This window comes from Pseudomonas sp. MF08875 (genome assembly GCF_059862525.1).
This window is the reverse complement of the sequence record NZ_JCBCUW010000001.1, coordinates 87517-111611: the sequence shown is the minus strand read 5'-3', so window position 1 is coordinate 111611 and position 24095 is coordinate 87517. Positions and strand designations below refer to the sequence as shown.

Here is a 24095-nt window from a genome sequence, read left to right as displayed (position 1 = left end):
GGAAGTCGTTCTATGCTCGCCCTCGGCAAACTGCTTGAACTGACCCTCGCCGGTCGCGAACCGGCGCAAAAGACTCAACTGACTGTCGACGGTGTGCGTATGCGCTGGCTGAGCGAGGGCGCATTGGAAGTGCGGCCTCCCGAAGCCCGCGACAATGGCCTGGACCTGCTGTTATCGGCGGGCATCCACGGCAACGAGACGGCACCCATCGAGTTGCTCGACCGTCTGTTGCACGCCATCGCCCGGGGCGACCTCAAGCCCCGCGCACGCATTCTGTTCCTGTTCGGCAACCCCGAGGCCATGCGCCGCGGCGAGCGCTATATCGAGCAGGACGTCAATCGCCTCTTCAACGGCCGCCACGAACAAAGCAGTGGCAGTGAAGCCCTGCGTGCCTGCGAGCTGGAACGCCTGGCGAGCACCTTCTTCAGCCTGCCCGAGCGTGGCCGTTTGCATTACGACCTGCACACCGCCATCCGCGGTTCGAAGATCGAGCAGTTCGCCCTCTACCCCTGGAAGGAAGGCCGCACCCATTCGCGCCTGGAGCTGGCGCGCCTGCGCGCGGCCGGCATGCAGGCGGTGTTGTTGCAGAACAAACCGTCCATCGTGTTCAGCTCGTTTACCTACGACAAACTCGGCGCCGAAGCCTTCACCCTGGAACTGGGCAAGGCGCGGCCGTTCGGGCAGAACGAAGGCGTGGACGTCTCGCGCCTGGAAACACGCCTGCAGCAGATCATCGAAGGCACCGAGCCGCCGCTCGACGGCAACCTCGACGGCTTGCAGCTGTTCAGCGTGGCGCGGGAAATCATCAAGCACAGCGATCAATTCCAACTGAACCTGCCGGCCGATATCGAGAACTTCTCTGAGTTGGAACCCGGCTACGTGCTGGCCGAAGACATCGCCCAGATGCGCTGGGTGGTGGAGGAGGAAGGCGCGCGCATCATTTTTCCCAACCCCAAGGTCAAGAACGGCCTGCGCGCGGGCATCCTGATCGTACCCAACAACGCCGAAACGCTGCTGTAGCAAGCGGGCTTGCTACAGCAAAAAAGGGCAGGTCCGTTATGGGCCTGCCCTTTTTGTGGCGCTCGTGGTGGGGTTAAACCGCTACGGCACGCGGCTCGTTACGGCGCAAGGTGCGGATCTTGTGCAGCGTGTCGGCGCAGGTCTGCGCAGCTTCCTGGCCCTTGTGCACGAAGTGGTCGAAGAAGAACTTCTGGTGTTCTTCGCCCGCGTGGAAGTGGTGCGGGGTCAAGGACACCGAGAACACCGGCACCTCGGTTTCCAACTGCACCTGCATCAGGCCGCTGACCACGGATTGGGCGACGAACTCGTGGCGGTAGATACCGCCGTCCACCACCAGGGCTGCGGCGACGATGCCGGCATAGCGCCCGGACTTGGCCAGCAGCTTGGCGTGCAGCGGGATTTCAAAGGCGCCGCCGACTTCGAAGAAATCAATGTCACTTTCTTGATAGCCCTGCACCAGCATTTCGGCGACGAAGCCTTTGCGGCTCTGATCGACGATTTCCTTGTGCCAGCAGGCCTGGATAAAGGCGACGCGTTCGCCGTGATGGTGTTTGCTTTTGCTATCGATTGCGGTGGGTTGCATGTTCTGAACTCCTGTTTGTGTGAAAAACAGGGCGATATGAATCGAATGGGATTTCAAGGGTGCGCGCGACTTTTCCCTGCCTGGGCAGGATTTGTCTTACGGCCCTTGGGCGCCAATCCCGTTCTCTCTTCATCCGGACTATGACCGTCGGCCCCGGGATCACACCGGGTCTGCTGACCTTGGCACCACTCACCGCAACAGCCGTGGGTGCCGCCAAGCGCTCGCGGGCTATGCGCATTGCGCGCAATTACCGCCGGTGGGGAATTGCACCCCGCCCTGAGAACGTTGCCACCAGCTTTTTCTGGCAGCGGGCAGTTTTTACCATATATTTCCAACAGGTGCATGGGGCGAGGGTGATGATAATCATCGCTTTCTTCGCTCAATGGCGCCGATCAGGGCGGCTGTCACCGGCAAAAACCGGGGTTTTCCCTCGCTTTCGTCGATTTTTCACGTCATTGATCGTCCTGGCCGTCCAATTGCGCCTGTGTATCGTACAAACACGCTGTACCTGCTGATTAACGCCGATATAATGCGGCCCTTTGCCGTCGCTCCGTCCGATGACGTCGCGCACTGGCCTTTGGCCGCAGCCTCCGTGGAAGAACCTAATGAAAAGCGCAGAAATCCGTGAAGCCTTCCTTCGCTTCTTCGAAGAGCAAGGCCACACCCGTGTCGCCTCCAGCTCTTTGATTCCGGGCAACGACCCAACCCTGCTGTTCACCAACGCGGGGATGAACCAGTTCAAGGACTGCTTCCTGGGCCAGGAAAAGCGTGCGTATACCCGCGCCACCAGCAGCCAGAAGTGCGTGCGCGCCGGCGGCAAGAACAGCGACCTGGAAAACGTTGGTTATACCGCCCGTCACCACACCTTCTTCGAGATGCTGGGCAACTTCAGCTTCGGCGATTACTTCAAACGCGATGCCATCACCTACGCCTGGACCTTCCTCACCGGTGTGCTAGGCCTGCCCAAGGAAAAACTCTGGGTCACGGTCTACGCCACCGACGACGAAGCCTATGACATCTGGACCCAGCAGATTGGCGTCCCGGTCGAGCGCATGATCCGCATTGGCGACAACAAGGGCGCGCCTTACGCCTCCGACAACTTCTGGACCATGGGCGACACCGGCCCCTGCGGCCCGTGCACCGAGATCTTCTACGACCACGGCGCCGACATCTGGGGCGGCCCGCCCGGCTCGCCGGAAGAAGACGGCGACCGCTACATCGAGATCTGGAACAACGTGTTCATGCAGTTCAACCGCACCGCCGATGGCGTGTTGCACCCGCTGCCCGCGCCGTCGGTCGATACCGGCATGGGCCTGGAGCGGATCAGCGCGGTGCTGCAACACGTGCACTCCAACTACGAGATCGACCTGTTCAAGAACCTGCTCAGCGCCTCGGCCCAGGCCATTGGTTGCAGCAATGACGACCAGTCGTCCCTCAAAGTGGTGTCCGACCACATCCGTTCGTGCGGTTTCCTGATCGCCGATGGCGTGCTGCCGTCCAACGAAGGCCGCGGCTATGTGCTGCGCCGCATCATTCGTCGTGCCTGCCGCCACGGCAACAAGTTGGGCGCCACTGGCAGTTTCTTCTACAAGATCGTTGCCGCGCTGGTGGCCGAGATGGGCGAAGCCTTTCCGGAGCTCAAGCAGCAACAGGCCAACATCGAGCGCGTGCTCAAGGCCGAAGAAGAGCAGTTCTCCAAGACCCTGGAACACGGCCTGAAAATCCTCGAGCAGGACCTGGCTGAACTCAAAGGCTCCGTGGTGCCGGGCGACGTGGTGTTCAAGCTGTATGACACCTACGGGTTCCCGATGGACCTGACCGCCGACATCGCCCGCGAACGCGAGCTGACCATCGACGAGGCCGGGTTCGAGCGCGAGATGGAAGCCCAGCGTGTACGCGCCCGCTCCGCCAGCGCCTTTGGCCTGGACTACAACACCCTGGTCAAGGTTGACGTGGCCACCCAGTTCACTGGTTACACCGACACCTGTGGCGCAGCGAAAATCGTCGCGCTGTACAAGGACGGCCAGTCGGTTGACGTGCTCAGCGAAGGCGAGGAGGGCGTGATCGTCCTCGATCGCACGCCGTTCTACGCTGAATCCGGCGGCCAGGTGGGCGACTGCGGTTACCTGACCTCGGGCGCCGCGCGTTTCGATGTACGCGACACCACCAAGACTGGCGGTGCGTTCCTGCACCACGGCGTGATGAGCGCCGGCAGCCTGACCGTTGCCGCCCCCGTCGAAACCCAGGTGGATGCTGACGTGCGTCACGCCACGGCGCTCAACCACTCGGCCACCCACTTGCTCCACGCCGCGTTGCGCCAGGTATTGGGCGAGCACGTGCAGCAGAAGGGCTCGTTGGTCGACAGTCAGCGCCTGCGTTTTGACTTCAGCCACTTTGAAGCCATCAAGCCTGAACAGATCAAGGCCCTGGAAGAGATCGTCAACGCCGAGATTCGCAAGAACACCCCGGTCGAGACCGAAGAAACCGACATCGAAACCGCTAAGCAAAAAGGCGCCATGGCGCTGTTCGGCGAGAAGTACGGCGACGAAGTGCGCGTGCTGAGCATGGGCGGTAGCTTCTCGGTGGAGTTGTGCGGTGGTATCCACGCCAACCGTACCGGCGACATCGGCCTGCTCAAAATTATCAGTGAAGGCGGCGTGGCCTCTGGCGTGCGCCGTATCGAAGCGGTCACCGGCGCCCAGGCGCTGGCGTACTTGAACGCTGCCGAAGAGCAGCTCAAGGAAGCGGCCAGCCTGGTCAAGGGCAGCCGCGACAACCTGCTCGACAAACTGTCGGCGGTGCTGGAGCGCAACCGTGCGCTGGAAAAACAACTGGAGCAGTTGCAAGCCAAGGCCGCCAGCGCGGCCGGTGACGATCTGTCGGCGTCTGCCCTGGATATCAAAGGTGTGAAAGTGCTGGCCGTGCGCCTGGACGGTCAGGATGGCAAGGCGCTGTTGGCCCTTGTCGATCAGTTGAAGAACAAGCTCGGCCGCGCAGTGATCCTGCTCGGCAGTGTCCATGAGGAAAAGGTCGTTCTGGTTGCGGGCGTAACCAAAGACCTGACCGGTCAACTCAAGGCCGGTGATCTGATGAAGCAAGCGGCTGCGGCCGTGGGCGGCAAGGGCGGTGGTCGTCCAGATATGGCGCAAGGCGGCGGTACTGACGCCAGCGCCCTGGATGCGGCGCTGGCCTTGGCCGTGCCTTTCGTGGAACAGGCTATTTAAGGCAGCCGCCCGGTCTGTCGTCCCATGGCGGGCCGGGTAGTTGTCGAGTGATTATTGGGCGCCCTTCATGGGCAGAGGCGGCTTTGAAATGGCTTTGATCGTACAGAAATTTGGAGGCACCTCGGTCGGCACTATCGAGAGAATCGAGCAGGTCGCCGACAAGGTTAAGAAGTTTCGCGAAGCCGGCGATGACCTGGTGGTTGTGTTGTCCGCGATGAGCGGCGAAACCAATCGCCTGATCGATCTGGCCAAGCAGATCAGCGGTGAGGAGCAACCGGTTCCCCGCGAGCTGGATGTGATTGTCTCCACCGGTGAGCAAGTGACCATCGCGTTGCTGGCCATGGCGCTAATCAAGCGCGGTATCCCGGCGGTGTCGTACACCGGCAACCAGGTCCGGATCCTGACCGATAGCGCGCACAATAAAGCGCGTATCCTGCAAATCGATGACCAGAAGATCCGTGGTGACCTCAAGGCGGGTCGCGTGGTGGTGGTCGCCGGTTTCCAGGGTGTTGACGAGCACGGCAACATCACCACTCTGGGCCGTGGCGGCTCCGACACCACCGGTGTGGCGCTGGCGGCGGCCCTGAAGGCCGACGAGTGCCAGATCTACACCGATGTGGACGGTGTCTACACCACCGATCCGCGGGTGGTGGCCCAGGCCCAGCGCCTGGACAAGATCACCTTCGAAGAGATGCTGGAAATGGCCAGCCTCGGTTCCAAGGTGCTGCAGATCCGTGCGGTGGAGTTCGCCGGCAAGTACAACGTTCCGCTGCGCGTACTGCACAGCTTCAAGGAGGGTCCGGGCACCCTCATTACTATTGATGAAGAGGAATCCATGGAACAGCCGATCATTTCCGGCATCGCGTTCAATCGTGATGAAGCCAAGCTGACCATCCGTGGTGTGCCAGACACCCCCGGCGTGGCGTTCAAGATTCTCGGCCCGATCAGCGCCGCGAACATTGAAGTCGATATGATCGTGCAGAACGTGGCGCACGATAACACCACCGACTTCACCTTCACCGTGCACCGCAACGACTACCAGGCGGCCCAGACCGTGCTGGAGAACACTGCGCGCGAGATCGGTGCCCGTGAAGTGGTAGGCGACACCAAGATCGCCAAGGTGTCGATCGTCGGTGTCGGCATGCGTTCCCATGCGGGCGTTGCCAGCCGCATGTTCGAGTCGCTGGCCAAGGAAACTATCAACATCCAGATGATTTCGACCTCGGAAATCAAGGTTTCCGTGGTGATCGAAGAGAAATACCTGGAACTGGCCGTGCGCGCCCTGCACACGGCTTTCGAACTGGACGCACCGGCCCGACAGGGCGAGTGATGCGTTTCCCCAAAGGGCGCGGATGATCCGCGCCCTTTGTTTTTTTGAATAGCGCGACTCTGGCCTGTTCTTTTGCTCGCGCTAGTCAATACTTAGGCGTGTAGGGTTGCGACCATTCTGGTTGTAGGTCGAATGCCTTTTTTTTGCAGACTGTAGTCCCTGAAATGTAATGCGTGAGGAGAAAGGTATGCTGATTCTGACTCGTCGGTGCGCAGAAAGCCTGATTATTGGTGATGGCGAAATCACTGTGACCGTGCTCGGTGTCAAAGGCAATCAAGTGCGTATTGGTGTCAATGCCCCGAAAGAGGTGGCGGTTCACCGTGAGGAAATTTACCTGCGGATCAAGAAAGAGAAGGACGAAGAACCAAGCCATTAATTTTTATCGTTTTTTATGTTTGCAAACGGGGATAAAGCTGGTTAATATACGCCCCGTGTTGCGGAGAGCTGGCCGAGTGGCCGAAGGCGCTCCCCTGCTAAGGGAGTACACCTCAAAAGGGTGTCGGGGGTTCGAATCCCCCGTTCTCCGCCATTATTTTTTAGTACGTTGTAATCTGGCTTGTTCTGTAAGTTGTTGAATTTACTAGAAAAAGAGCTTTACAAAAAGATTTGACGGCCTATAATGCGCGGCAACAAATGCACTCGTAGCTCAGCTGGATAGAGTACTCGGCTACGAACCGAGCGGTCACAGGTTCGAATCCTGTCGAGTGCACCATTTAAGAGTTAGTTGCAGCAATGCAGGTGACTTGCTACAAGCCAGTTGTGATCTGGTCTAAAAACACAAATTGCACTCGTAGCTCAGCTGGATAGAGTACTCGGCTACGAACCGAGCGGTCACAGGTTCGAATCCTGTCGAGTGCACCAAACATGAAAAAGCCCCAGGCCTCGCGGTTTGGGGTTTTTTTTCGTCCCGGTTTTTTGGTGGTGCTGCCTTTGTTGGAGGCTGAGCAGGTAGGACGGTTTTGGGCGTGCGCTGTAGTGCTTGTCAGGGCTTGGCGGTGCGGCGGGCTGGCTGGGGCGGCGAAAGAGGGGGTAAGGCCCCTAGGAGAGGTGCTGGCGGCGCTGTGCGATGTACTGGCGTCGGCCAGCCGGGCAAAAAAAACCGCAGCCTTTTTGGGGCTGCGGATGGGGGCGGAGCGCGTTGTTATCAGAACAGCTTGAGCTTCGGTGCTTCTTCGGCCACTGGGGTGTTGGCCCCGGTCTGTTCGTTCCAGCCGCCACCTAAAGCCTTGTACAGATTGACTTCGCTGGTCAGCTGCGCCAAACGGTCGCTAATCAGCGCTTGTTGCGCGCTGAACAGGGAGCGTTGAGCGTCGAGGAACGTCAGGTTGCTGTCCACACCGATGCGGTAGCGTCGCTCAGCCAGACGGTAGTAGTCCTGGTTGGCGTTGACGAAGTCCTGTTGCGCCTGCAATTGCTGGTTGAAGGTCTGGCGTGCAGCCAAGCCATCGGAGACTTCCTGGAAGGCGGTCTGGATGGACTTCTCGTACTGCGCCACGGTGATGTCTTTCTGGATTTTCGAGTAATCCAGGCTGGCGCGCAGGGCGCCGGCGTTGAAGATCGGCAGGTTGATCTGCGGCTGGAACAGCCAGGTGCCCGAACCGCCCTTGAACAGCCCCGACAGATCCGGGCTCAGCGTGCCGGCATTGGCCGTCAGGCTGATACTGGGGAAGAACGCAGCCCGCGCGGCGCCAATGTTGGCGTTGGCGGCCTTGAGCTTGCGCTCGGCTTCGAGGATGTCCGGGCGACGTTGCAGCAGGTCGGACGGCAGGCCTGCTGGCAGTTCGCTCAGCAGGTCAGCCGACAGCGGCTGGCCCTGGCCCAGGTTGTCCGGTAGGCCGGTGCCCAGCAGCAGGGTCAGGCTGTTTTCGTCCTGGGCCACCTGGCGGGTGTAGCGCGCCAGTTGTACGCGGGCGTTTTCCACCGAGGTGCGCGACTGGCTCAGGTCCAGGGCCGAGGCCACGCCCACTTCATTGCTGCGCGAGGTGAGGCGGTAGCTTTCTTCGTATGCGGCCAGGGTGTCCTGGGTCAGCTTGAGCAGCTCCTTGTCGGCCTGCCAGGTCAGGTAGGCATTCGCCACGCTGGCCACCAGGCTGATCTGGGTGCTGCGCCGGGCTTCTTCGGTGGCGAAGTAGCTTTGCAGCGCTTGCTCGCTGAGGCTGCGCACGCGGCCGAACAGGTCCAGCTCATAGGCGCTGACGCCCACGGTGGCTGAGTATTGGCTGGTGATGGCCGACTCGCCGGTCTGCGACAGGCGCTCCGGCGTGCGTTGGCGGCTGCCGCTGCCGTTGGCGGACACGGCCGGGAACAGGTCGGCGCGCTGGATGCGGTACTGGGCCGCGTAGGCGTCGATGTTCAGGGCCGCGACGCGCAGGTCGCGGTTGTTCTGCAGGGCGGTCTGGATCAACTGCTGCAGCGCCGGGTCGTGGAAGAACTGGCGCCAGCCCTGCTCGGCGGCGGCCGTGTTGGCAGCCTGGGCCGGCGAATACGCCGGCCCTTGCGGGAACTGCCCGGCGACAGGCGCCTGGGGCTGCTGATAATCGGGTATCAGCGAGCAGCCACCGAGCACGAATGCGGCGACTGCCAGGGAGAGTAGCGACTTGCTCATTAGCCAGCCTCTTTAGGAGTTACAGGTGCGTCGTCCTGGTCCGCGTTTTTGCGGCGGCCCATCGAAGACACAGTGACGAAGAACAGTGGGACCCAGAAGATCGCCAGAACGGTGGCCGTAATCATGCCGCCGATCACGCCGGTGCCGATGGCGTGTTGGCTGCCTGAGCCGGCGCCGGTGGAGATCGCCAGGGGCACCACGCCCAGGACAAACGCCAGGGAAGTCATGATGATCGGCCGCAGTCGCATCCGGCAGGCCTCGATGGCCGCGTCGGTAAGGCTGCGCCCTTGTTCGTGCAGTTCCTTGGCGAACTCGACGATCAGAATGGCGTTTTTAGACGCCAGGCCGATGGTCGTCAACAAGCCCACTTGGAAGTACACGTCATTGGATAGCCCGCGCAGGCTGGTGGCCAGCAGCGCTCCGATGATCCCCAGGGGCACCACCAGCATGACCGCGATTGGAATCGACCAACTTTCGTACAGCGCCGCCAGGCACAGGAACACCATCAGCAGGGACAACGCATACAGCGCCGGCGCTTGCGAGCCGGACAAGCGTTCCTCATAGGACAGCCCCGTCCAGGAGATGCCCACCCCCGCCGGGAGTTTCGCCGCCAGGGCTTCGACTTCCGCCATCGCCTCACCGGTGCTGTAGCCAGGCGCCGGGGCGCCGAGCACTTCCATCGCTTCCACGCCGTTATAACGCGATAGCTTCGGTGCACCGTAGATCCACTCGCCCTTGGCGAAGGCCGAGAACGGAACCATGGTGCCGCTGGCGTTGCGCACGTACCACTTCTTGATGTCCTCGGGGCTCATGCGAGCGCCCGGCAGGCCCTGTATGTAGACCTTCTTCACCCGACCGCGGTCGATGAAGTCGTTGACATAGCTGCTGCCCAGGCCAATGGACAGGGTGCTGTTGATGTCAGTCAGGGAAACGCCCAGGGCACTGGCGCGCTCGTCATCGATGGTCAGTTGGTACTGCGGCTCGTCGTTCAGACCGTTAGGGCGGACTTGGGACAACACCTTGCTCTGGGCGGCCATGCCCAGAAACTGATTGCGCGCGGCCATCAGCTTGTCATGGCCGATACCGGCGCGGTCTTGCAGGAACACGTCGAAACCGGTGGCGTTACCCAGCTCCAGTACCGCGGGCGGGGCGAAGGCGAACACCATGGCATCGCGGAAACTGAAGAAGTGCTGCTGGGCGCGGTTGGCGAGGTTGAACACGCTGTTTTCCGCAGAACGCTGATCCCAGGGTTTGAGCATGATGAAGGCCATGCCCGAACTCTGGCCGCGGCCGGCGAAGTTGAAGCCGTTCACGGTAAACACCGAAGCCACGGCGGCGGATTCTTCCTTGAGCAGGTAGGCGCGCATTTCGTCGACCACCACTTGCGTGCGCTCGGCGCTGGAGCCGGCCGGAGTCTGCACCTGGGCGAACAGTACGCCCTGGTCTTCCTCGGGCAGGAACGCGGTCGGGATGCGGGTGAACAGCCAGACCATGCCGACGACGATCACCAGGTACGCGAGCAAATACGGCGCCTTGTGCTTGAGCATGTTGCCCACGCCGCGCTCGTAGCTGCGTACCCCACGGTCGAAGTTGCGGTTGAACCAGCCGAAGAAGCCGCGCTTGGGCGTGCCGTGCTCGCCCTTGGGAATGGCCTTGAGCATGGTGGCGCACAGGGCCGGGGTGAAGATCAGGGCGACCAGTACCGACAGGGCCATGGCCGAGACGATGGTGATCGAGAATTGCTTGTAGATCACACCGGTGGAACCGCTGAAAAACGCCATCGGCAGCAGTACCGCCGACAGTACCAGGGCAATACCGATCAGGGCGCCCTGGATCTGGCCCATGGATTTCTTGGTGGCTTCCTTGGGTGACAGGCCTTCCTCGCTCATCACCCGTTCGACGTTTTCGACAACCACGATGGCATCGTCCACCAGCAAGCCGATGGCCAGCACCATGCCGAACATGGTCAGGGTGTTGATGCTGAAACCGAACGCCGCGAGGATGCCGAAGGTGCCCAGCAGTACCACGGGCACGGTCATGGTGGTGATGACCGTGGCACGGAAGTTCTGCAGGAACAGGAACATCACCAGGAACACCAGCACGATCGCCTCGACCAGGGTTTCAACCACACCCTTGATCGATTCGGTCACCACAGGCGTGGTGTCGTACGGGAACACCACTTCCATCCCTTGCGGGAAGAACGGCTTGAGGCCGTCGATGGTGGTACGCAGTGCCTTAGCGGTGTCCAAGGCGTTGGCGCCGTTGGCCAGTTTGACCGCCAGGCCCGAGGCCGGTTTACCGTTGAACTGCGCGCTGATGCTGTAGTTTTCGCCGCCCAGGCCCACTTCGGCGACGTCGCCGAGGCGCACTTGCGAACCATCCTTGTTGACCTTGAGCAGGATGGCCTTGAACTGCTCGGCGGTTTGCAGGCGGGTCTTGCCGATGATGGTGGCGTTCAGTTGCTGGCCGGCGACGGCCGGCAGGCCGCCCAGTTGCCCGGACGACACCTGGACGTTCTGCGCCGCCACGGCGGTCTTCACGTCGGAGGGGGTCAGGTTGAAGTTGTTCAGTTTGGCCGGGTCGAGCCAGATACGCATGGCGTACTGGGCACCGAACACCTGGAAGTCACCCACGCCCGCGGTACGCGAGATCGGGTCCTGCATGTTGGACACGATGTAGTTGGACAGGTCGTCCTTGGACATGCTGCCGTCCTGGGAAACCACGCCAATCACCAGCAGGAAGTTCTTCACTGCCTTGGTCACGCGGATGCCCTGTTGCTGTACTTCCTGGGGCAACAGCGGTGTGGCCAGGTTCAGCTTGTTCTGCACCTGGACCTGGGCGGTGTCGGAGTTGGTGCCCTGCTCGAAGGTCGCGGTGATGGTCATGCTGCCGTCGGAGTTACTTTCCGAGGACACATAACGCAGGTTGTCGATCCCGTTGAGCTGCTGCTCGATCACCTGCACCACGGTGTCCTGCACGGTCTGCGCGGACGCACCCGGGTAGGTCACGGAGATGGCGATGGCCGGCGGCGCAATGCTGGGGTACTGGTTGATGGGCAGTTTCAGGATCGAAAGGGCACCGACCAGCATAATCACCAAGGCGATGACCCAGGCGAAGATTGGACGGTCGATAAAGAATTTCGACATGGTTTATTCCCCTTTGCTGCCGGCAGCGGTGTCTGCTGGCTGCGCAGGGGCTTTGGGGCTCTTGGCCACGTTGGTCGCCTCGCTGGCTTTGACTTCGATGCCCGGCTTGACGTACTGCAGGCCTTCGGTAATCAGGCGATCGCCGGCCTTGAGGCCGTCTTCGACCAACCATTGGCTGCCCACGGTGCGGCTGGCCTTGAGCTGGCGCAGTTCAACCTTGTTGTCGGGCCCGACCACCAGCGCGGTCGGCGTGCCCTTGAGGTCGCGGGTTACACCCTGCTGCGGTGCAAGGATCGCGGCGGTGTTCACGCCGGCCTGCAATTGCGCGTGGACGAACATGCCCGGCAGCAATGTGTGGTCGGGGTTGGGGAACACGGCGCGCAGGGTCACGGAGCCGGTGGTTTCGTCCACCGAGACTTCGGAGAACTCCAACTTGCCGTCCAGGCGATACTCGCTGCCGTCTTCCAGGGTCAGCTTGACCTTGGCCGCGTTGTCGCCGGCCTTTTGCAAGCGGCCGCTTTCCAGCTCACGGCGTAACTCCAAGAGCTCCACGGAGGACTGGGTGACATCGACGTAGATCGGGTCCAGTTGCTGGATCACGGCCATGGCGTTGGCCTGGCCGCTGCTGACCAGCGCGCCCTCGGTCACCGAGGAGCGGCCGACGCGACCGGAGATTGGCGCCAGCACCTTGGTGTAGCGCACGTTGATCTGCGCGGTTTGCAGGGCGGCTTCCGATTGCAGGCGGTTGGCCTGGGCGGTGTCGAACTCCTGGCGGCTGACGGCTTGCTCGGCGACCAGTTGCTTGTAGCGGTCGGCGATCGACTTGGTCGATTGCAGGTTCGCCTCGGCGCTTTTCAGGGTGGCCTCGTACACGGACGGGTCGATCTGGTACAGCTGTTGGCCGACCTTGACCTCGCCACCTTCCTTGAACAGGCGCTTGAGAATGATGCCATTGACTTGCGGGCGTACTTCCGCAATGCGGTACGCCGTGGTGCGCCCCGGGAGTTCCGAGGTCAGGGTAAAGGCTTGGGGTTGAAGGGTGACGACACCGACCTGAGGGGTTTGAGCGACGGGGGCCGCTTCTTCCTTTTTACATCCGCTGAGCAGCGATGCCAGGGCGACGGCAGTGACCAGAGCGGTAACAGCTGGCTTGAATTGCATGAAGATCCTCGGGTCAGGTACGCGTGTGCGCACAAGAAATGTGGAAAGGGCTGACAAGTGCGCTAGGTGGATAAGTAGCTTGCTATTGAATATACTTACGTTCATGGTTGTTTGTAAACACCTTGACACCACTGCCAAAGTGCTGACAAAGCAGGGCTAAAGGTAGCAATTGTAGGCCGGGGGACGCGTCCCGAGAGACGTCGCCCCACATTTATTCAGATGCCCTTCACGCATCGCCGCTGCATCCTGATTGAGGTTGTATTGCCATGGTCCGTCGTACCAAAGAGGAAGCCCAGGAAACCCGAAGCCAAATTCTCGAAGCTGCCGAGAAAGCCTTCTATGAAAGGGGTGTGGCCCGTACCACATTGGCCGATATCGCCACCCTCGCCGGGGTGACGCGCGGTGCCATCTACTGGCACTTCAGCAACAAGGCGGACCTGGTCCAGGCCATGCTGGACACCCTGCGCGAACCCCTCGACGAAATGGCCAGGGCGAGCGAGAGCGAAGAAGAATTGGACCCTCTGGGCTGCATGCGCAAGTTGCTGGTTCATTTGTTTCATCAAGTTGCACTGGACCCCAAGACTCGACGCATCAATGAGATTTTGTTCCACAAGTGCGAGTTCACCGATGAAATGTGCGACCTGCGCCAACAGCGCCGCGTGGCCGCCCTGGACTGCAACGTGCACATCGAACTGGCCCTGCGCAATGCCGTCAGCCGTGGCCAGATGCCCGCCGACCTGGACACCGCCCGCGCCGCCATCACCTTGCACGCCTATATCGACGGCATCCTCTATGAATGGCTGCTGGCCCCTGACAGCTTCCAGCTGCATGCCGAAGCCGAGCGCTGGGTCGAGACGGGCCTGGACATGCTGCGCCTGAGCCCCAGCCTGCGCAATTGAATCAACATGTGTCAATATCCCCGGCGAGTGCCCCTGCATTATTTACTCGCCCTGCAACAACGGGCTGCTTTTATATAGCGACTGCTGTTAGGTTGATAGGTAGCAAACTACGTATTTTGTAGGAATTTTGTTGCGAGTCTGTGAATGAGTGTGAGTAAGCCATTGTTCAAGGGCGCCGAACAGCCGATCAAAGCCATCGCCCTGATGCTGGCGGCGGTGTTCCTGTTCTCCAGCCACGACACCCTTTCCAAATACCTTTCCGGCTTCTACCCCATCGTCATGGTGGTGTGGATCCGCTACGTGGTGCACACCCTGCTGATGCTGGTGATCTTCGTGCCACGCACCGGGTTCAGCACGGTGGTGCGCACCAAGCGCCCGGGCCTGCAATTGCTGCGGGCCTTGTGCCTGATCGGCGTCAGCCTGCTGTTCACCACGGGCCTGCGCTACATCCCCCTGGCCGAAGCGACCTCGGTGGTGTTCCTCGCGCCGCTGCTGGTCACCGCGCTCTCGGTGCCCTTACTCGGCGAGCGGGTGACTCGGGCGCAATGGCTGGCGGTGCTGGCTGGGTTTATCGGCGTGTTGATCGTGGTGCGCCCGGGCGGGGCGCTGTTCACCCCGGCGATTCTCCTGCCCCTGGCCGCCGCCCTGTGCTTTGGTTTCTACCAACTGCTCACGCGCATGCTCAGCGGCATCGACAGCCCCACCACCAGCAACTTCCTCACCGGCATCCTCAACAGCCTGATAATGACGGCCATCCTGCCGTTTTTCTGGACCACTCCGACCCTGGTTCACGGCCTGTTCATGATCGGCCTGGGCACTTGCGGGATGTTCGGCCACATGCTCATGACCCAGGCCTTTCGCCACGCCGCCCCGGCCATGCTGGCGCCATTCAGCTATGGGCAGATCCTCTTCGCCGGTCTCTACGGCTACCTGATTTTCGACCACACCCCCGACCGCTTCGCGGTGGTGGGCATCACGGTGATCTGCCTCAGCGGCCTGGCCGTGGCCTGGGCGCAGCGCAAAAAAGACTGACCGCGGCCCACAAAGCCAAAAGCCTCGGCGCTCACACGCCGGGGCTTTTGGCTTTTGATTTTAGGTTCCCCGTGGGCGTTCTGTCTCTGCTCCAGGCTCCTGCCCTCACCCCACGGGCAGCATGAGCATTTTCGGATCGGTCCTACTCGTGCATGGCCCCTGTCCGACATGTGGTTTCACTTACCCCATGCTCATATTTGTGCGCTCAGGCGAACCGCTATCCCTTTCCCGTAGATGAGCGTCCGTCGCCCTCAGCCACACAAGGACGCCCCCGATGAGCAACCCCACCTACGCCGTAATCGCCGAACTGCGCACCCGGCTTGTGCCGAATCGGCCGAGCGATCGACTGATCGCCATCCCTCGGGATATGCCCGGTATTGTGATTTTTTTGCATGGCGTCAATGACCCCGGCGCCGCCTATGAGTCAGTGGAAACCGGGCTGATGCAAGGCTTGAACGAGCGCCTGCACCGCCCGGATTTGTGTGCAGGGCGGTATGGGGCGGACTTCGCGGCGGCGAAGGCGACCCCGGTGAAGGAGCGGCGCGGTAGCGCCGAGGAAGTCGCCGACGACCCCGACACCTACCTCTACAAACGCAGCACCGATAAAACCACCCGCAGTTGTTTCATCCCGTTCTACTGGGGGTATCGCGCCGCGCCCAACGAGATAAAACGCGACAAGAACGGCGCCCCGACCCAGCTGCGCACCCAGTATCAGGACGTTTTCGACAATCGCCTGGACCGCCACTTCGCCAAGGGCGGCGGGTTTTTCGCCAATGCCACCAACAACCTGCTGGAGATGTTCGGCGAGGGCTTCAGCAAAGATGCTCAGCCCGGTCGGTTATTTCTTGATCGAACGCGAAGAAACCCCCAACGAAATCCGCGCACGCCTGGCAGTCGACCCCAACGAATGGAGCAACAACAGTTATCACTCGGCGGTGTTGCGCAGCCCGGAAAACCACCGCTGGGTGACGGCGATGGATGTGGCGGTGGGGCAGGGTAAATGCTTGGACGATCCGCATATTCGTGAGGTGCTGATTGCGGTGGCGGATTGGCGGATGAGTAAGGAGCTGTTCAACGACGGGATAACACAAATGCCTGGCTGGCCAAAGCTCAGTGCCCAGGCGCGAGCCTTGGTCACTGCCAGCTACCTGTACTACGACGAAGGAACATTCCCCTCCCCGGAATTGGTGCCAATGACGCCGCCCCCACTGGTCAGAAGGCCCGGCCACACAGGAGGTCAATCATGAGCAGCCGACCGCGCTTAACGGTTTTCCTCTGGATCGGTCTGTTCCTGGCGCTCGGCTGGCTGACGTTCGTGACCTATCAAGCGATAACGTACTTAGAGACAGAAGAAATGACGATGAGAAACATTGCGCCACCCACCCTCGTTGGCCTGGCTGCCGTGTGCGGTGTCGTGGCGCTGCTGTATGGCGCGGTGTGGGGCGCCAAGGCCCTGATGCAGTGGGTCAATCCAAGGGGGGCGGTTACGCAACTGGCGCCACTGACCGCCGAGCAAATCGCGGAACGTGAACGGACCTATGCGCTGGAAATCAGGGCGGTGGGGTTAGCGGTGGATCAGGACTATCACTCCACGGTCTGGCGACTCATTCAGGAAAAGAACGATAACTTCAGTTCTATCTACTCACAGAAGGCCGAGGACTATCCTTACTCGGCGGGCACCCGACGTGATAACGCCAGACTTAACACCCGTGCCGCCTTCCGCCATTCCGCCCGCGATGCCGTGGCCTACTGGCCCTTGCCGACCTTTGCGCTTGGCCCTCTCAAACAACCCAAAGACAACGGCGCGGAAACGAACATTGTGAGCGGACGCAATGCTGCCACCCTCGGCGTAACCCTGTTTCTCTGGCAAGACGCGGACAACACCACCCACGCCCAACCCATGATCGAAAAAATCTTCCAACTTTTCGACGAACATCCGCAGGTGCCGCAAGCATTAATCGTCAGCGAGGATGGTGATGTGGTCCGTAGCGCTAACCGGGTAGCCGGAACGCCGGGGCTCCAGGATGGTCACTTCGTACCCAATGTTTACGAAAGCATGACCGGCCTGCTGGTATCGCGCTCGGATCGGGTCGATCAATACCTACGCCCGTTCGCCACCAACGAAGAAGAGGACAACCAGAACAAGCGCACCGATCTGGGCAAGTTATGGGCCTTCTACTGGAAGCATTCTTTTTTATTCGACGATATCTATGCGGCCAAGAAGCAGGCGGAAGGCGTGGAGAATGCGTATGGCCCCGGCACCATGCCAAGCGCCTACTGGCACGCCCAACTCCCGCAGCTGTGGCAAACCCTGAGCAATCGCGGCCCTGGCCATTTCACACCCACCCCTTGGCTGCCCGTGCGTTGGGCCGAACACCAGGTCAAGGAGTTCGACGCCGCGCCCATGCTCGGTTACCTGCACCGCCCGATCAAAGTGGCGATGAGCGACGAAACCGGCAAACGCCTCAAGCCCGCGCTACAGGTCAAAGCCTTGCAAGGCGCCTGGCTCAAAGCCCTGAAAACCTTGCCCGAAGGCGCTGCCCCGGTGCGGGTGTTCTACGACAGCACCGACAACATCGACGGCCTGATTGCCCTCAACAACACCCTGCACACCCTCAACACCGACGGCACCGGTATTGAGCTGGGCAATGTCGACGAAGGCTACGACCTGGGCCGTCGCCTGGGTAATACCGGGGTCAGCAGTGCGCTGGTGGCCATCAACCTGGCTACCATGGCCAGCTACCTCGATGGCGGCACCAGCGCGGTGGTCTACAACGGCAGCGACGGCAGCACCACCGTGCAAATGGTCCGCCCGCCCGACGCAGCCACCAAAGCCCGCAACGCGAAAACCCGCTGGGCCGACCCCTTCCTTTTCGGCGCACCGGGGGTGAGGCAATGAAAGCACCCCAACAGCAGTGGCGGGAGCAGTGGCGGGCACGATCCCGTGCTGCGATAGCGGCACCGCGAATCCCCGAGAGGCTCGCGCTGTTGCGCTAGGCCGAGGGTGCAAAAAAGGCCCGCGTCCAGAAGGGCGCGGGCCTTTTTAGTGAGCGGGCACCTGCGTTACAGCACCGGGTAGTCGATGTAGCCCACCGGGCCTTTGCCGTAGAAGGTTTCCGGGTGCGGCTCGTTGAGCGGTGCATCGGCTTTGAGGCGGGCCGGCAGGTCCGGGTTGGCGATGAACGGGATGCCGAAGGCGACCGCGTCAGCCTTGCCGCTGGCCAGCCAGGCGTTGGCGCTGGCCTTGGTGAAGCGTTCGTTGGCGATGTACGGGCCGCCGAAGGCTTGCTTGAGTTGCGGGCCGAGGCTGTCGGCGCCTTCCTTTTCCCGCGAGCAGATGAACGCGATGCCGCGTTTGCCCAGCTCCCGGGCCACGTAGGTGAAGGTTTCGCTGAGGTTGGCGTCGCCCATGTCGTGGGAATCGGCCCGCGGCGCCAGGTGCACGCCGACGCGGCCGGCGCCCCAGACTTCGATGGCGGCGTCGGTCACTTCCAGCAGCAGGCGCGCGCGGTTTTCCAGGGAGCCGCCGTAGCGATCGGTGCGCTGGTTGGTGCTGCTTTGCAGGAACTGGTCGAGCAGGTAGCCGTTCGCGCCGTGGATCTCCACGCCGTCAAAACCGGCGGCCTTGGCGTTTTCCGCACCCACGCGGTAGGCCTCGACAATGTCGGCCACTTCTTCGGTTTCCAGGGCGCGCGGGGTGGGGTAGTCCGCCAGTGGGCGCACCAGGCTGACGTGGCCCTTGGGTTGCAGCGCGCTTGGCGCCACCGGGGTTTCGCCGTTCAGGTACGAGGGATGGGAAATGCGCCCCACGTGCCACAGCTGCAGGAAGATTCGCCCGCCCGCGCCGTGGATGGCGCGGGTGACGTTGCTCCAGCCGCGCACCTGGTCGTTGGACCAGATGCCCGGGGTGTCCGGGTAACCCACGCCCAGGGGCGTGACCGAGGTGGCTTCACTGAGGATCAGGCCCGCGGAGGCACGTTGCACGTAGTACTCGGCCATCAGCGCGTTGGGCACCCGGCCCTCGTCAGCGCGGCAGCGGGTCAGGGGCGCCATGATGATGCGATTAGGCAGTTGGAGGTCGCCGAGGGTGATGGGGTCAAAAATAGTCGTCATGCCAATAATCCTCTGGGTAGTCAGTTAGTTGCGGGGGCCAGGTCAGCATTGCCGCCCTGACGGAAGGTAATGAGAGTCACCAGCAGCGCCAGGATCGCCAAGGCGCCGGCGGCCAGGGGCACGCGGGTCAGGCCCAAGCCGTGGGCGATCACGCTGCCGCCGACCCAGGCGCCGAGGGCATTGCCGACGTTGAACGCGCCGATGTTCAGGGTCGACACCAGGTTCGGCGCGGCCTTGCCGAAGGTCACCACGTTGATCTGCAGCGCCGGCACCGCGGCGAAGGAGGCCACGGCCCACAGGAACAGGGTGATCTCGGTAGGGATCAATGCCACGCTGGTCCAGCTCAGCACTGTGGACACCACGGCCATGGCCACGAATACGCCGATCAGGGTCGCCGCCAGGCGTTTGTCCGCCAGCTTGCCGCCGATGATATTGCCCAGGGTCAGGCCCAGGCCGATCAGCAGCAGGGTCCAGGTCACGCCCTTGGGCGAGACGCCGGTGACGTCCCCCAGCAGCGGCGCGACGTAGGTGAACAGGGTGAACATGGACGCCGAGAACAGCGCCGTCATGCTCAGCGACAGCCAGATCCCCGCACCCTTGAGGGCCGCCAGTTCGGCGCCCATGTCGAGTTTTTCCTCGTCGCGCTTGGCCGGCAGGAAGCGGATCAGGCCGATCAAGGCGATCACGCCAATCACCGTCACCGCCCAGAAGGTCGAGCGCCAGCCGTATTCCTGGCCCAGGGCGGTGCCCAGCGGCACGCCGAGGACGTTGGCCAGGGTCAGGCCGGTGAACATCAGCGCAACGGCCGACGCCCGCTTGTTGGCCGGCACCAGGTTGGCTGCCACCACCGAGCCGATACCGAAGAACGCACCATGGCACAGGGCTGTGACGACCCGGGCGAACATCAGCACGTTGTAGTCACTGGCCAGGGCGCAGAGCAAGTTGCCGATGATGAAGATGCCCATCAACGCCACCAGCGCAGCCTTGCGCGGCAGCCGAGCGGTGGCCAGGGCCATAAAGGGTGCACCGATGGCCACGCCCAGGGCGTAGCCGGTGACCAGCCACCCGGCGCCGGGGATCGACACGCCCAGGTCCGCCGCCACATCGGGCAGAAGGCCCATGATGACGAACTCGGTGGTGCCGATGGCGAAGGCGCTCAAGGCCAGGATGAGGAGCGAGAGGGGCATGGGTGAATCCTTGTGGAACTCTGGGTCAGAGCTCTTTGCTAATGGCGCGGATGAACGCTTGGATCACGTCCTCGTTGCGTTTGAAAAAGTGCCACTGGCCGGCTTTCTGGCTGGTAATCAGGCCGGCCCGTTGCAGGGTCGCCAGGTGTGCGGAGACGGTCGATTGCGACAGGCCGCAGCGTTGGTCGATCTGCCCGGCGCAAATGCCGTACTCGTGGTTGTGGGTCTGGTCGGGGAACTGGACCTTGGGGTCCTTGAGCCAGTTGAGAATGTCTCGCCGTACTGGGTGTGCCAGGGCTTTTATTATTTCGTCGAGGTCAATGTTCATGGCGGTGCTCGGGTGGGTAAAACGTTATATCGCGATGAGGCGAACTTTAAATCGGTATTTCGCGATATACCAATATGATTTTGATCTGACATCAGCATAAATCGGTATATCGAGTTATAACGATATGTAGGGCGCAGTGCTAAGCTGCGCCGATGAACTATCTCGCACATCTTCACCTCGGTGGCCAGCGCCCGGGGCAATTGCTGGGCAGCCTGTATGGCGATTTCGTCAAAGGGCAGTTGCGCGGGCATTACCCGCCGCAAATCGAAGCGGCCATTGCGCTGCACCGCCAGATCGACGTCTTCACCGACCGCCATGCCGTGGTGGGCCAGGCGCTGTCGCGCTTTACCGATACGCGGCGGCGCTATGCGGGGATTGTCTTGGACGTGTTTTTCGACCATTGCCTGGCCCGCGACTGGGCGCAGTACAGCGACGGGCCGTTGGAGCACTTCACGGCCGGGGTGTACCGGGTGCTGGCGGCCGAGCCGTGCCTGCCCGAGCGCTTGGCCCGGGTCGCGCCGCACATGATGGCCAACGACTGGCTGGGTTCGTACCGGGATTTCGCCGTGCTCGAGCAAGTCCTGCGCGGTATCGCCCGGCGCCTGTCACGGCCAGAGGAGTTGAACGCGGCGATGGCGGAACTGGAGCGCTTGTACGAGCCGTTGAGTGACGACTTTCGGCTGTTTTATCCGCAGTTGCAGGTGTTTTCCCACGGTCGCCTGGCGACCTGAAACCCCTGGGGAGTTCCCCCGTGGGAGCGAGCCTGCTCGCGATGGCGGCCAACCCGCCGATACGTTGGGTGGCTGTCACACCGCCATCACGGGCAGGCCCTCCACAGGTCGCCTCACCCCCCCCTATAGCTCACGCCGCAAACGCTGGGCGCACGGGCATCTGCTGGGGGTGGGGCAGGGCGCCAAACAGGGCTTTTTGCACTGCTTGCTGGGCCTCGAAGGCCAGGGCGGCGCGTTCTTTGCCCAGGCTGGGGATGGGTTTGAGCAGGTGGATTTCCACCTCGCCCTGATCGTTGGCGAACAGGCGCATCAGGTGCGAGAGCAAGTCATCGTCGCCAATGAACGGCGCCAGCGGGTCGAGCTGGCCGTGGCGCAAATAGCGGATCGCCACGGGTTGTACCGCGGTGGCGGTGTCGATGGCCGCCGACAGCAAGCGCCCATGGAACGTGCGCAGGGCACGGCCGTCGGTGGTGGTGCCTTCGGGGAACATCAGCAGCGGGTGCTGTTGCTCCAGGTGCCGGCTCATCTGCTTGCGGATCAACTGGCTGTCGCCCGAGCCGCGGCGGATAAACAGGCTGCCGGCCTTGGCCGCCAACCACCCGGCCACCGGCCAGGTGCGCACTTCGGCCTTGGACAGAAACGACAGCGGCGTGAGCATGCCCAGCAGCGGGATGTCGGTCCAGGACACATGGTTGCTCACCCACAGCAACGGTTGTGCCGGCACCTGGCCCAGCACCCGCACGCGAAAGGGCAGGGCGTTGCTCAGGCGCGCCATGAAAAACCGCGACCAGCGCTGGCGCCGCACCATGGAGTTGGCGATGCCCAGGCGCTCGAACAGGCCGAACAGCGTGGCCATGCTCAACCCCAGCGCCACCACCATCAGCACCCGGGCGATGCGCGCGTACACCCGCAACCGGCTCATCACACGGCCGCCTTGAAGTGGCGGGCGTAGCGCGGGCACAACTCGTCGCGCTTGAGCAGGATAAACACGTCGGCCACCTGGAAATCCTCGTCCCAGCACGGCTCGCCGCAGATCTTCGCGCCCAGGCGCATGTAGGCCTTGAGCAGCGGCGGCATCTGCGCGATGACATTGGCCGGCACGTCCAGGTGGGGCAACGGGTTTTTCGGTTCGGCCCGCAGGTGTTCGGTACACAGGTGGCGCTCGCGCAGGCGTTGCATGATCGCCTGGGCCTGCAGGCCACCGTCCTGCATGGGGATGCTGGCGCAGCCCATCAGGTAGCTGTAGCCGCCCTGGTTGAGCACTTCGGCCAATTCGCCCCAGAGCACGGCGATGGTGCCGCCGTTGCGGTACGCCGGGTCAACGCAGGTGCGGCCGATTTCCAGGATCGGGCCTTTGAGGTGGACCAAACCGTGCAGGCTGAACCCTTCTTCGCTGTAGAACCGCCCCAGGCTGCTGGCGGCCTGGTGGTCCAGCAGGCGCGTGGTCGCCACCAGGCGCCCGCTGTTGAGGTCGCGCACGCCGATGTGGGCGCAGTGCACATCGTAGTCATCCATGTCCAGGCCCAGCTCCGCGCCCTTGAGCTTGGCGTTGAACTCGCCACTGAACACGTTGAAGCGCAGGGCCTGGGCCTCGCGCAAGGCCTGGGCGCCGATCAGGCGCTCGGCTTGCAGGTGGCGTTCGGTGCCGGTGTCGGTGCTGCGTGCGAGTTGAGTCATTGCCGATCTCCGTACGGGCCACGGCCCCATCATGGGTGGCAGCCGAGCGACTTTCTTTGTGTCCAATTGTTGTGCAAAGTCAGGCTATGTAGCCCCGGTGTCATCGCCATGAAGCTTTGGTGATGCTTATGTGACAGCCCCTTGAGGACCCTTTCATGCCTTGGTCGACCCTGTTCAATGCGCCTGCGCGAATGCCCGCCCACCCTGACCTGGCGCAGGGTTACAGCGCAGTGCTGGAGCAAATCGGCAGCGTTGCGCCGTTTGAATTGGCGGTGCGCGGTGGCCATGGGGCGGCCACGCCCGGGTGGGCGTTCCTGCTCGGTTACCAGGCTGCGTTGCGCCTGTTGTGGCCCAGTGCACCGCCCACCCTGGGCGCTTTGTGTGCGACCGAACAGCGCAGCCTGCGCCCCAGCGACATGCACACCCGCCTCGACAACTTGCGCCTGAGCGGGCGCAAGGACTTCGTCACCGCCGGTGACGCGGCGGACTGGCTGCTGGTGTCGGCGCGCAGCGAAGCCTTGGGCGAACCTGCACGCCTGAACCTGGCCGTGGTGTACGCCGGGGAGGCCGGCGTGCGCGTGGAAAAACTGCCGCCCATGGCCCTGATGCCGGAGATCAGCCACGGCCGCCTGCACCTGGACAACGCCCACTGCGAACTGCTGGCCGGGGACGGCTGGGACGCCTACGTCAAACCCTTCCGCACCCTGGAAGACACCTACGTGCTCAGCGCCCTGTGCGCCTGGTTGTATGGCGTGGGCCAGGACTGCGCCTGGGCGCAACCCCTGCAACTGCGCCTGCTGGCGCTGTTGGCCGGGTGCGCCGAAGTCAGCCGCCACTGCCCCGACGAGCGCGCCGCCCATGTGCTGCTGGGCGGTGTGTTTGCCCAGTTCGAGGCCCTCAAGCCTGAGTTGGACGCGGCGTTGGCGGCGGGCCCGGCGCTGTGGGCGGGCCTGTGGCAGCGCGACCAGGGCTTGCTGCAACTGGCCGGCGCGGCGCGGGCCCAACGCCTGGCCAAAGCCCTGGCCGGATAAACGCGGCAACTGTCATGTGGCTCGGCTA

Annotated in this window: 20 protein-coding genes, 3 tRNA genes and 1 riboswitch; of the genes, 14 read left to right on the top strand and 9 right to left on the bottom strand. The window is 62.5% G+C overall.

Annotation, left to right across the window (positions count from 1 at the left end):
* Positions 1-12: 12 nt before the first annotated feature.
* Positions 13-1020 (top strand): succinylglutamate desuccinylase, encoded by a 1008-nt coding sequence (astE, locus tag AC19YT_RS00555; protein ID WP_500596687.1) that lies wholly within the window; start codon positions 13-15, stop codon positions 1018-1020.
* A gap of 73 nt (positions 1021-1093) precedes the next feature.
* Here astE and AC19YT_RS00550 read toward each other — a convergent pair whose 3' ends face one another.
* A complete protein-coding gene (locus AC19YT_RS00550) occupies positions 1094-1603 on the bottom strand; it encodes a 6,7-dimethyl-8-ribityllumazine synthase (protein ID WP_095108172.1) in 510 nt (169 codons plus the stop codon).
* Positions 1604-1719: 116 nt separating this feature from the next.
* Positions 1720-1891: riboswitch (FMN riboswitch) on the bottom strand.
* Positions 1892-2208: 317 nt separating this feature from the next.
* On the opposite strand from AC19YT_RS00550, the gene alaS reads away from it, so the two are divergent.
* From alaS to AC19YT_RS00520, 6 genes are all read left to right on the top strand, one after another.
* Positions 2209-4827: an alanine--tRNA ligase gene (alaS, locus tag AC19YT_RS00545; RefSeq protein WP_095108173.1), complete on the top strand. Its 2619-nt coding sequence runs from the start codon at positions 2209-2211 to the stop codon at positions 4825-4827.
* Between the two features lie 88 nt (positions 4828-4915).
* The gene (locus tag AC19YT_RS00540) at positions 4916-6157 is read left to right on the top strand and encodes an aspartate kinase (RefSeq protein ID WP_095108174.1); all 1242 of its coding nucleotides are present in this window, start codon (positions 4916-4918) and stop codon (positions 6155-6157) included.
* A 187-nt stretch (positions 6158-6344) separates the two neighbouring features.
* The gene (gene csrA / locus AC19YT_RS00535) at positions 6345-6533 is read left to right on the top strand and encodes a carbon storage regulator CsrA (RefSeq protein ID WP_002554426.1); all 189 of its coding nucleotides are present in this window, start codon (positions 6345-6347) and stop codon (positions 6531-6533) included.
* Positions 6534-6595: 62 nt separating this feature from the next.
* Positions 6596-6686: transfer RNA gene (locus AC19YT_RS00530), tRNA-Ser, on the top strand.
* 106 nt (positions 6687-6792) lie between these two features.
* Positions 6793-6869, top strand: a tRNA-Arg gene (locus tag AC19YT_RS00525).
* Between the two features lie 72 nt (positions 6870-6941).
* Positions 6942-7018, top strand: a tRNA-Arg gene (locus AC19YT_RS00520).
* A gap of 283 nt (positions 7019-7301) precedes the next feature.
* Here the strand turns inward: AC19YT_RS00520 and adeC are convergent.
* The 3 genes from adeC to emhA are packed head-to-tail and all read right to left on the bottom strand — an operon-like array spanning position 7302 to position 13069.
* Positions 7302-8762 (bottom strand): AdeC/AdeK/OprM family multidrug efflux complex outer membrane factor, encoded by a 1461-nt coding sequence (gene adeC, locus AC19YT_RS00515; protein WP_095108176.1) that lies wholly within the window; start codon positions 8760-8762, stop codon positions 7302-7304.
* The gene (emhB, locus tag AC19YT_RS00510; RefSeq protein ID WP_095108177.1) at positions 8762-11908 is read right to left on the bottom strand and encodes an efflux RND transporter permease subunit EmhB; all 3147 of its coding nucleotides are present in this window, start codon (positions 11906-11908) and stop codon (positions 8762-8764) included. Before emhB ends, adeC begins: the two co-directional genes overlap by 1 nt.
* Positions 11909-11911: 3 nt before the next feature.
* Positions 11912-13069 carry an efflux RND transporter periplasmic adaptor subunit EmhA gene (gene emhA, locus AC19YT_RS00505; RefSeq protein ID WP_141233956.1) on the bottom strand — a complete coding sequence of 386 codons (1158 nt, stop codon included), beginning with the start codon at positions 13067-13069 and terminating at the stop codon, positions 11912-11914.
* Between the two features lie 266 nt (positions 13070-13335).
* On the opposite strand from emhA, the gene emhR reads away from it, so the two are divergent.
* The 5 genes from emhR (at position 13336) to AC19YT_RS00480 (ending at position 17899) form a co-directional block, all read left to right on the top strand.
* Positions 13336-13968 carry an efflux system transcriptional repressor EmhR gene (gene emhR, locus AC19YT_RS00500; RefSeq protein ID WP_095108179.1) on the top strand — a complete coding sequence of 211 codons (633 nt, stop codon included), beginning with the start codon at positions 13336-13338 and terminating at the stop codon, positions 13966-13968.
* A 144-nt stretch (positions 13969-14112) separates the two neighbouring features.
* Entirely contained in the window at positions 14113-15000 is an 888-nt protein-coding gene (locus AC19YT_RS00495) for a DMT family transporter (RefSeq protein WP_095108180.1), read from the top strand.
* Positions 15001-15274: 274 nt separating this feature from the next.
* Complete coding sequence (locus AC19YT_RS00490; protein ID WP_500609538.1) at positions 15275-16000, top strand: T6SS effector phospholipase Tle3 domain-containing protein; 726 nt, start codon at positions 15275-15277, stop codon at positions 15998-16000.
* Positions 15888-16247, top strand: a complete 360-nt coding sequence (locus AC19YT_RS00485; RefSeq protein WP_500609586.1) for an effector protein Tle3 domain-containing protein — start codon at positions 15888-15890, stop codon at positions 16245-16247. Before AC19YT_RS00490 ends, AC19YT_RS00485 begins: the two co-directional genes overlap by 113 nt.
* Positions 16244-17899 (top strand): type VI lipase adapter Tla3 domain-containing protein, encoded by a 1656-nt coding sequence (locus AC19YT_RS00480; protein WP_500609537.1) that lies wholly within the window; start codon positions 16244-16246, stop codon positions 17897-17899. Before AC19YT_RS00485 ends, AC19YT_RS00480 begins: the two co-directional genes overlap by 4 nt.
* 164 nt (positions 17900-18063) lie before the next feature.
* Here the strand turns inward: AC19YT_RS00480 and AC19YT_RS00475 are convergent, their stop codons facing one another.
* The 3 genes from AC19YT_RS00475 to AC19YT_RS00465 are packed head-to-tail and all read right to left on the bottom strand — an operon-like array spanning position 18064 to position 20628.
* On the bottom strand, positions 18064-19113 hold the full coding sequence (locus tag AC19YT_RS00475) for an alkene reductase (protein WP_095107038.1): 1050 nt from the start codon (positions 19111-19113) through the stop codon (positions 18064-18066).
* Positions 19114-19133: 20 nt separating this feature from the next.
* A complete protein-coding gene (locus AC19YT_RS00470; protein WP_500600279.1) occupies positions 19134-20300 on the bottom strand; it encodes an MFS transporter in 1167 nt (388 codons plus the stop codon).
* Between the two features lie 25 nt (positions 20301-20325).
* Positions 20326-20628: an ArsR/SmtB family transcription factor gene (locus AC19YT_RS00465; RefSeq protein WP_095107042.1), complete on the bottom strand. Its 303-nt coding sequence runs from the start codon at positions 20626-20628 to the stop codon at positions 20326-20328.
* 152 nt (positions 20629-20780) lie between these two features.
* On the opposite strand from AC19YT_RS00465, the gene AC19YT_RS00460 reads away from it, so the two are divergent.
* Positions 20781-21359: an acyl carrier protein phosphodiesterase gene (locus tag AC19YT_RS00460; protein ID WP_500600278.1), complete on the top strand. Its 579-nt coding sequence runs from the start codon at positions 20781-20783 to the stop codon at positions 21357-21359.
* A gap of 130 nt (positions 21360-21489) precedes the next feature.
* Here the strand turns inward: AC19YT_RS00460 and AC19YT_RS00455 are convergent, their stop codons facing one another.
* Positions 21490-22281: a lysophospholipid acyltransferase family protein gene (locus tag AC19YT_RS00455; protein ID WP_500600277.1), complete on the bottom strand. Its 792-nt coding sequence runs from the start codon at positions 22279-22281 to the stop codon at positions 21490-21492.
* Positions 22281-23036, bottom strand: a complete 756-nt coding sequence (gene olsB, locus AC19YT_RS00450; RefSeq protein WP_500609536.1) for an L-ornithine N(alpha)-acyltransferase — start codon at positions 23034-23036, stop codon at positions 22281-22283. Before olsB ends, AC19YT_RS00455 begins: the two co-directional genes overlap by 1 nt.
* Before the next feature lie 155 nt (positions 23037-23191).
* Between olsB and AC19YT_RS00445 the strand changes: the two genes are divergently transcribed.
* Positions 23192-24067 carry an acyl-CoA dehydrogenase middle domain-containing protein gene (locus tag AC19YT_RS00445; protein WP_500609535.1) on the top strand — a complete coding sequence of 292 codons (876 nt, stop codon included), beginning with the start codon at positions 23192-23194 and terminating at the stop codon, positions 24065-24067.
* Positions 24068-24095: the final 28 nt, after the last annotated feature.

What these genes read in the sequence shown, in the direction of transcription:
- astE (WP_500596687.1), top strand. Translation starts at nt 13, where the DNA reads ATGCTCGCCCTCGGCAAACTGCTTGAACTGACCCTCGCCGGTCGCGAA.
- AC19YT_RS00455 (WP_500600277.1), bottom strand. Translation starts at nt 22,281, where the DNA reads ATGAGCCGGTTGCGGGTGTACGCGCGCATCGCCCGGGTGCTGATGGTG.
- AC19YT_RS00550 (WP_095108172.1), bottom strand. Translation starts at nt 1,603, where the DNA reads ATGCAACCCACCGCAATCGATAGCAAAAGCAAACACCATCACGGCGAA.
- AC19YT_RS00465 (WP_095107042.1), bottom strand. Translation starts at nt 20,628, where the DNA reads ATGAACATTGACCTCGACGAAATAATAAAAGCCCTGGCACACCCAGTA.
- alaS (WP_095108173.1), top strand. Translation starts at nt 2,209, where the DNA reads ATGAAAAGCGCAGAAATCCGTGAAGCCTTCCTTCGCTTCTTCGAAGAG.
- AC19YT_RS00445 (WP_500609535.1), top strand. Translation starts at nt 23,192, where the DNA reads ATGCCTTGGTCGACCCTGTTCAATGCGCCTGCGCGAATGCCCGCCCAC.
- AC19YT_RS00490 (WP_500609538.1), top strand. Translation starts at nt 15,275, where the DNA reads ATGAGCAACCCCACCTACGCCGTAATCGCCGAACTGCGCACCCGGCTT.
- AC19YT_RS00460 (WP_500600278.1), top strand. Translation starts at nt 20,781, where the DNA reads ATGAACTATCTCGCACATCTTCACCTCGGTGGCCAGCGCCCGGGGCAA.
- emhA (WP_141233956.1), bottom strand. Translation starts at nt 13,069, where the DNA reads ATGCAATTCAAGCCAGCTGTTACCGCTCTGGTCACTGCCGTCGCCCTG.
- emhB (WP_095108177.1), bottom strand. Translation starts at nt 11,908, where the DNA reads ATGTCGAAATTCTTTATCGACCGTCCAATCTTCGCCTGGGTCATCGCC.
- AC19YT_RS00540 (WP_095108174.1), top strand. Translation starts at nt 4,916, where the DNA reads ATGGCTTTGATCGTACAGAAATTTGGAGGCACCTCGGTCGGCACTATC.
- AC19YT_RS00495 (WP_095108180.1), top strand. Translation starts at nt 14,113, where the DNA reads ATGAGTGTGAGTAAGCCATTGTTCAAGGGCGCCGAACAGCCGATCAAA.
- emhR (WP_095108179.1), top strand. Translation starts at nt 13,336, where the DNA reads ATGGTCCGTCGTACCAAAGAGGAAGCCCAGGAAACCCGAAGCCAAATT.
- AC19YT_RS00470 (WP_500600279.1), bottom strand. Translation starts at nt 20,300, where the DNA reads ATGCCCCTCTCGCTCCTCATCCTGGCCTTGAGCGCCTTCGCCATCGGC.
- csrA (WP_002554426.1), top strand. Translation starts at nt 6,345, where the DNA reads ATGCTGATTCTGACTCGTCGGTGCGCAGAAAGCCTGATTATTGGTGAT.
- adeC (WP_095108176.1), bottom strand. Translation starts at nt 8,762, where the DNA reads ATGAGCAAGTCGCTACTCTCCCTGGCAGTCGCCGCATTCGTGCTCGGT.
- AC19YT_RS00475 (WP_095107038.1), bottom strand. Translation starts at nt 19,113, where the DNA reads ATGACGACTATTTTTGACCCCATCACCCTCGGCGACCTCCAACTGCCT.
- AC19YT_RS00480 (WP_500609537.1), top strand. Translation starts at nt 16,244, where the DNA reads ATGAGCAGCCGACCGCGCTTAACGGTTTTCCTCTGGATCGGTCTGTTC.
- olsB (WP_500609536.1), bottom strand. Translation starts at nt 23,036, where the DNA reads ATGACTCAACTCGCACGCAGCACCGACACCGGCACCGAACGCCACCTG.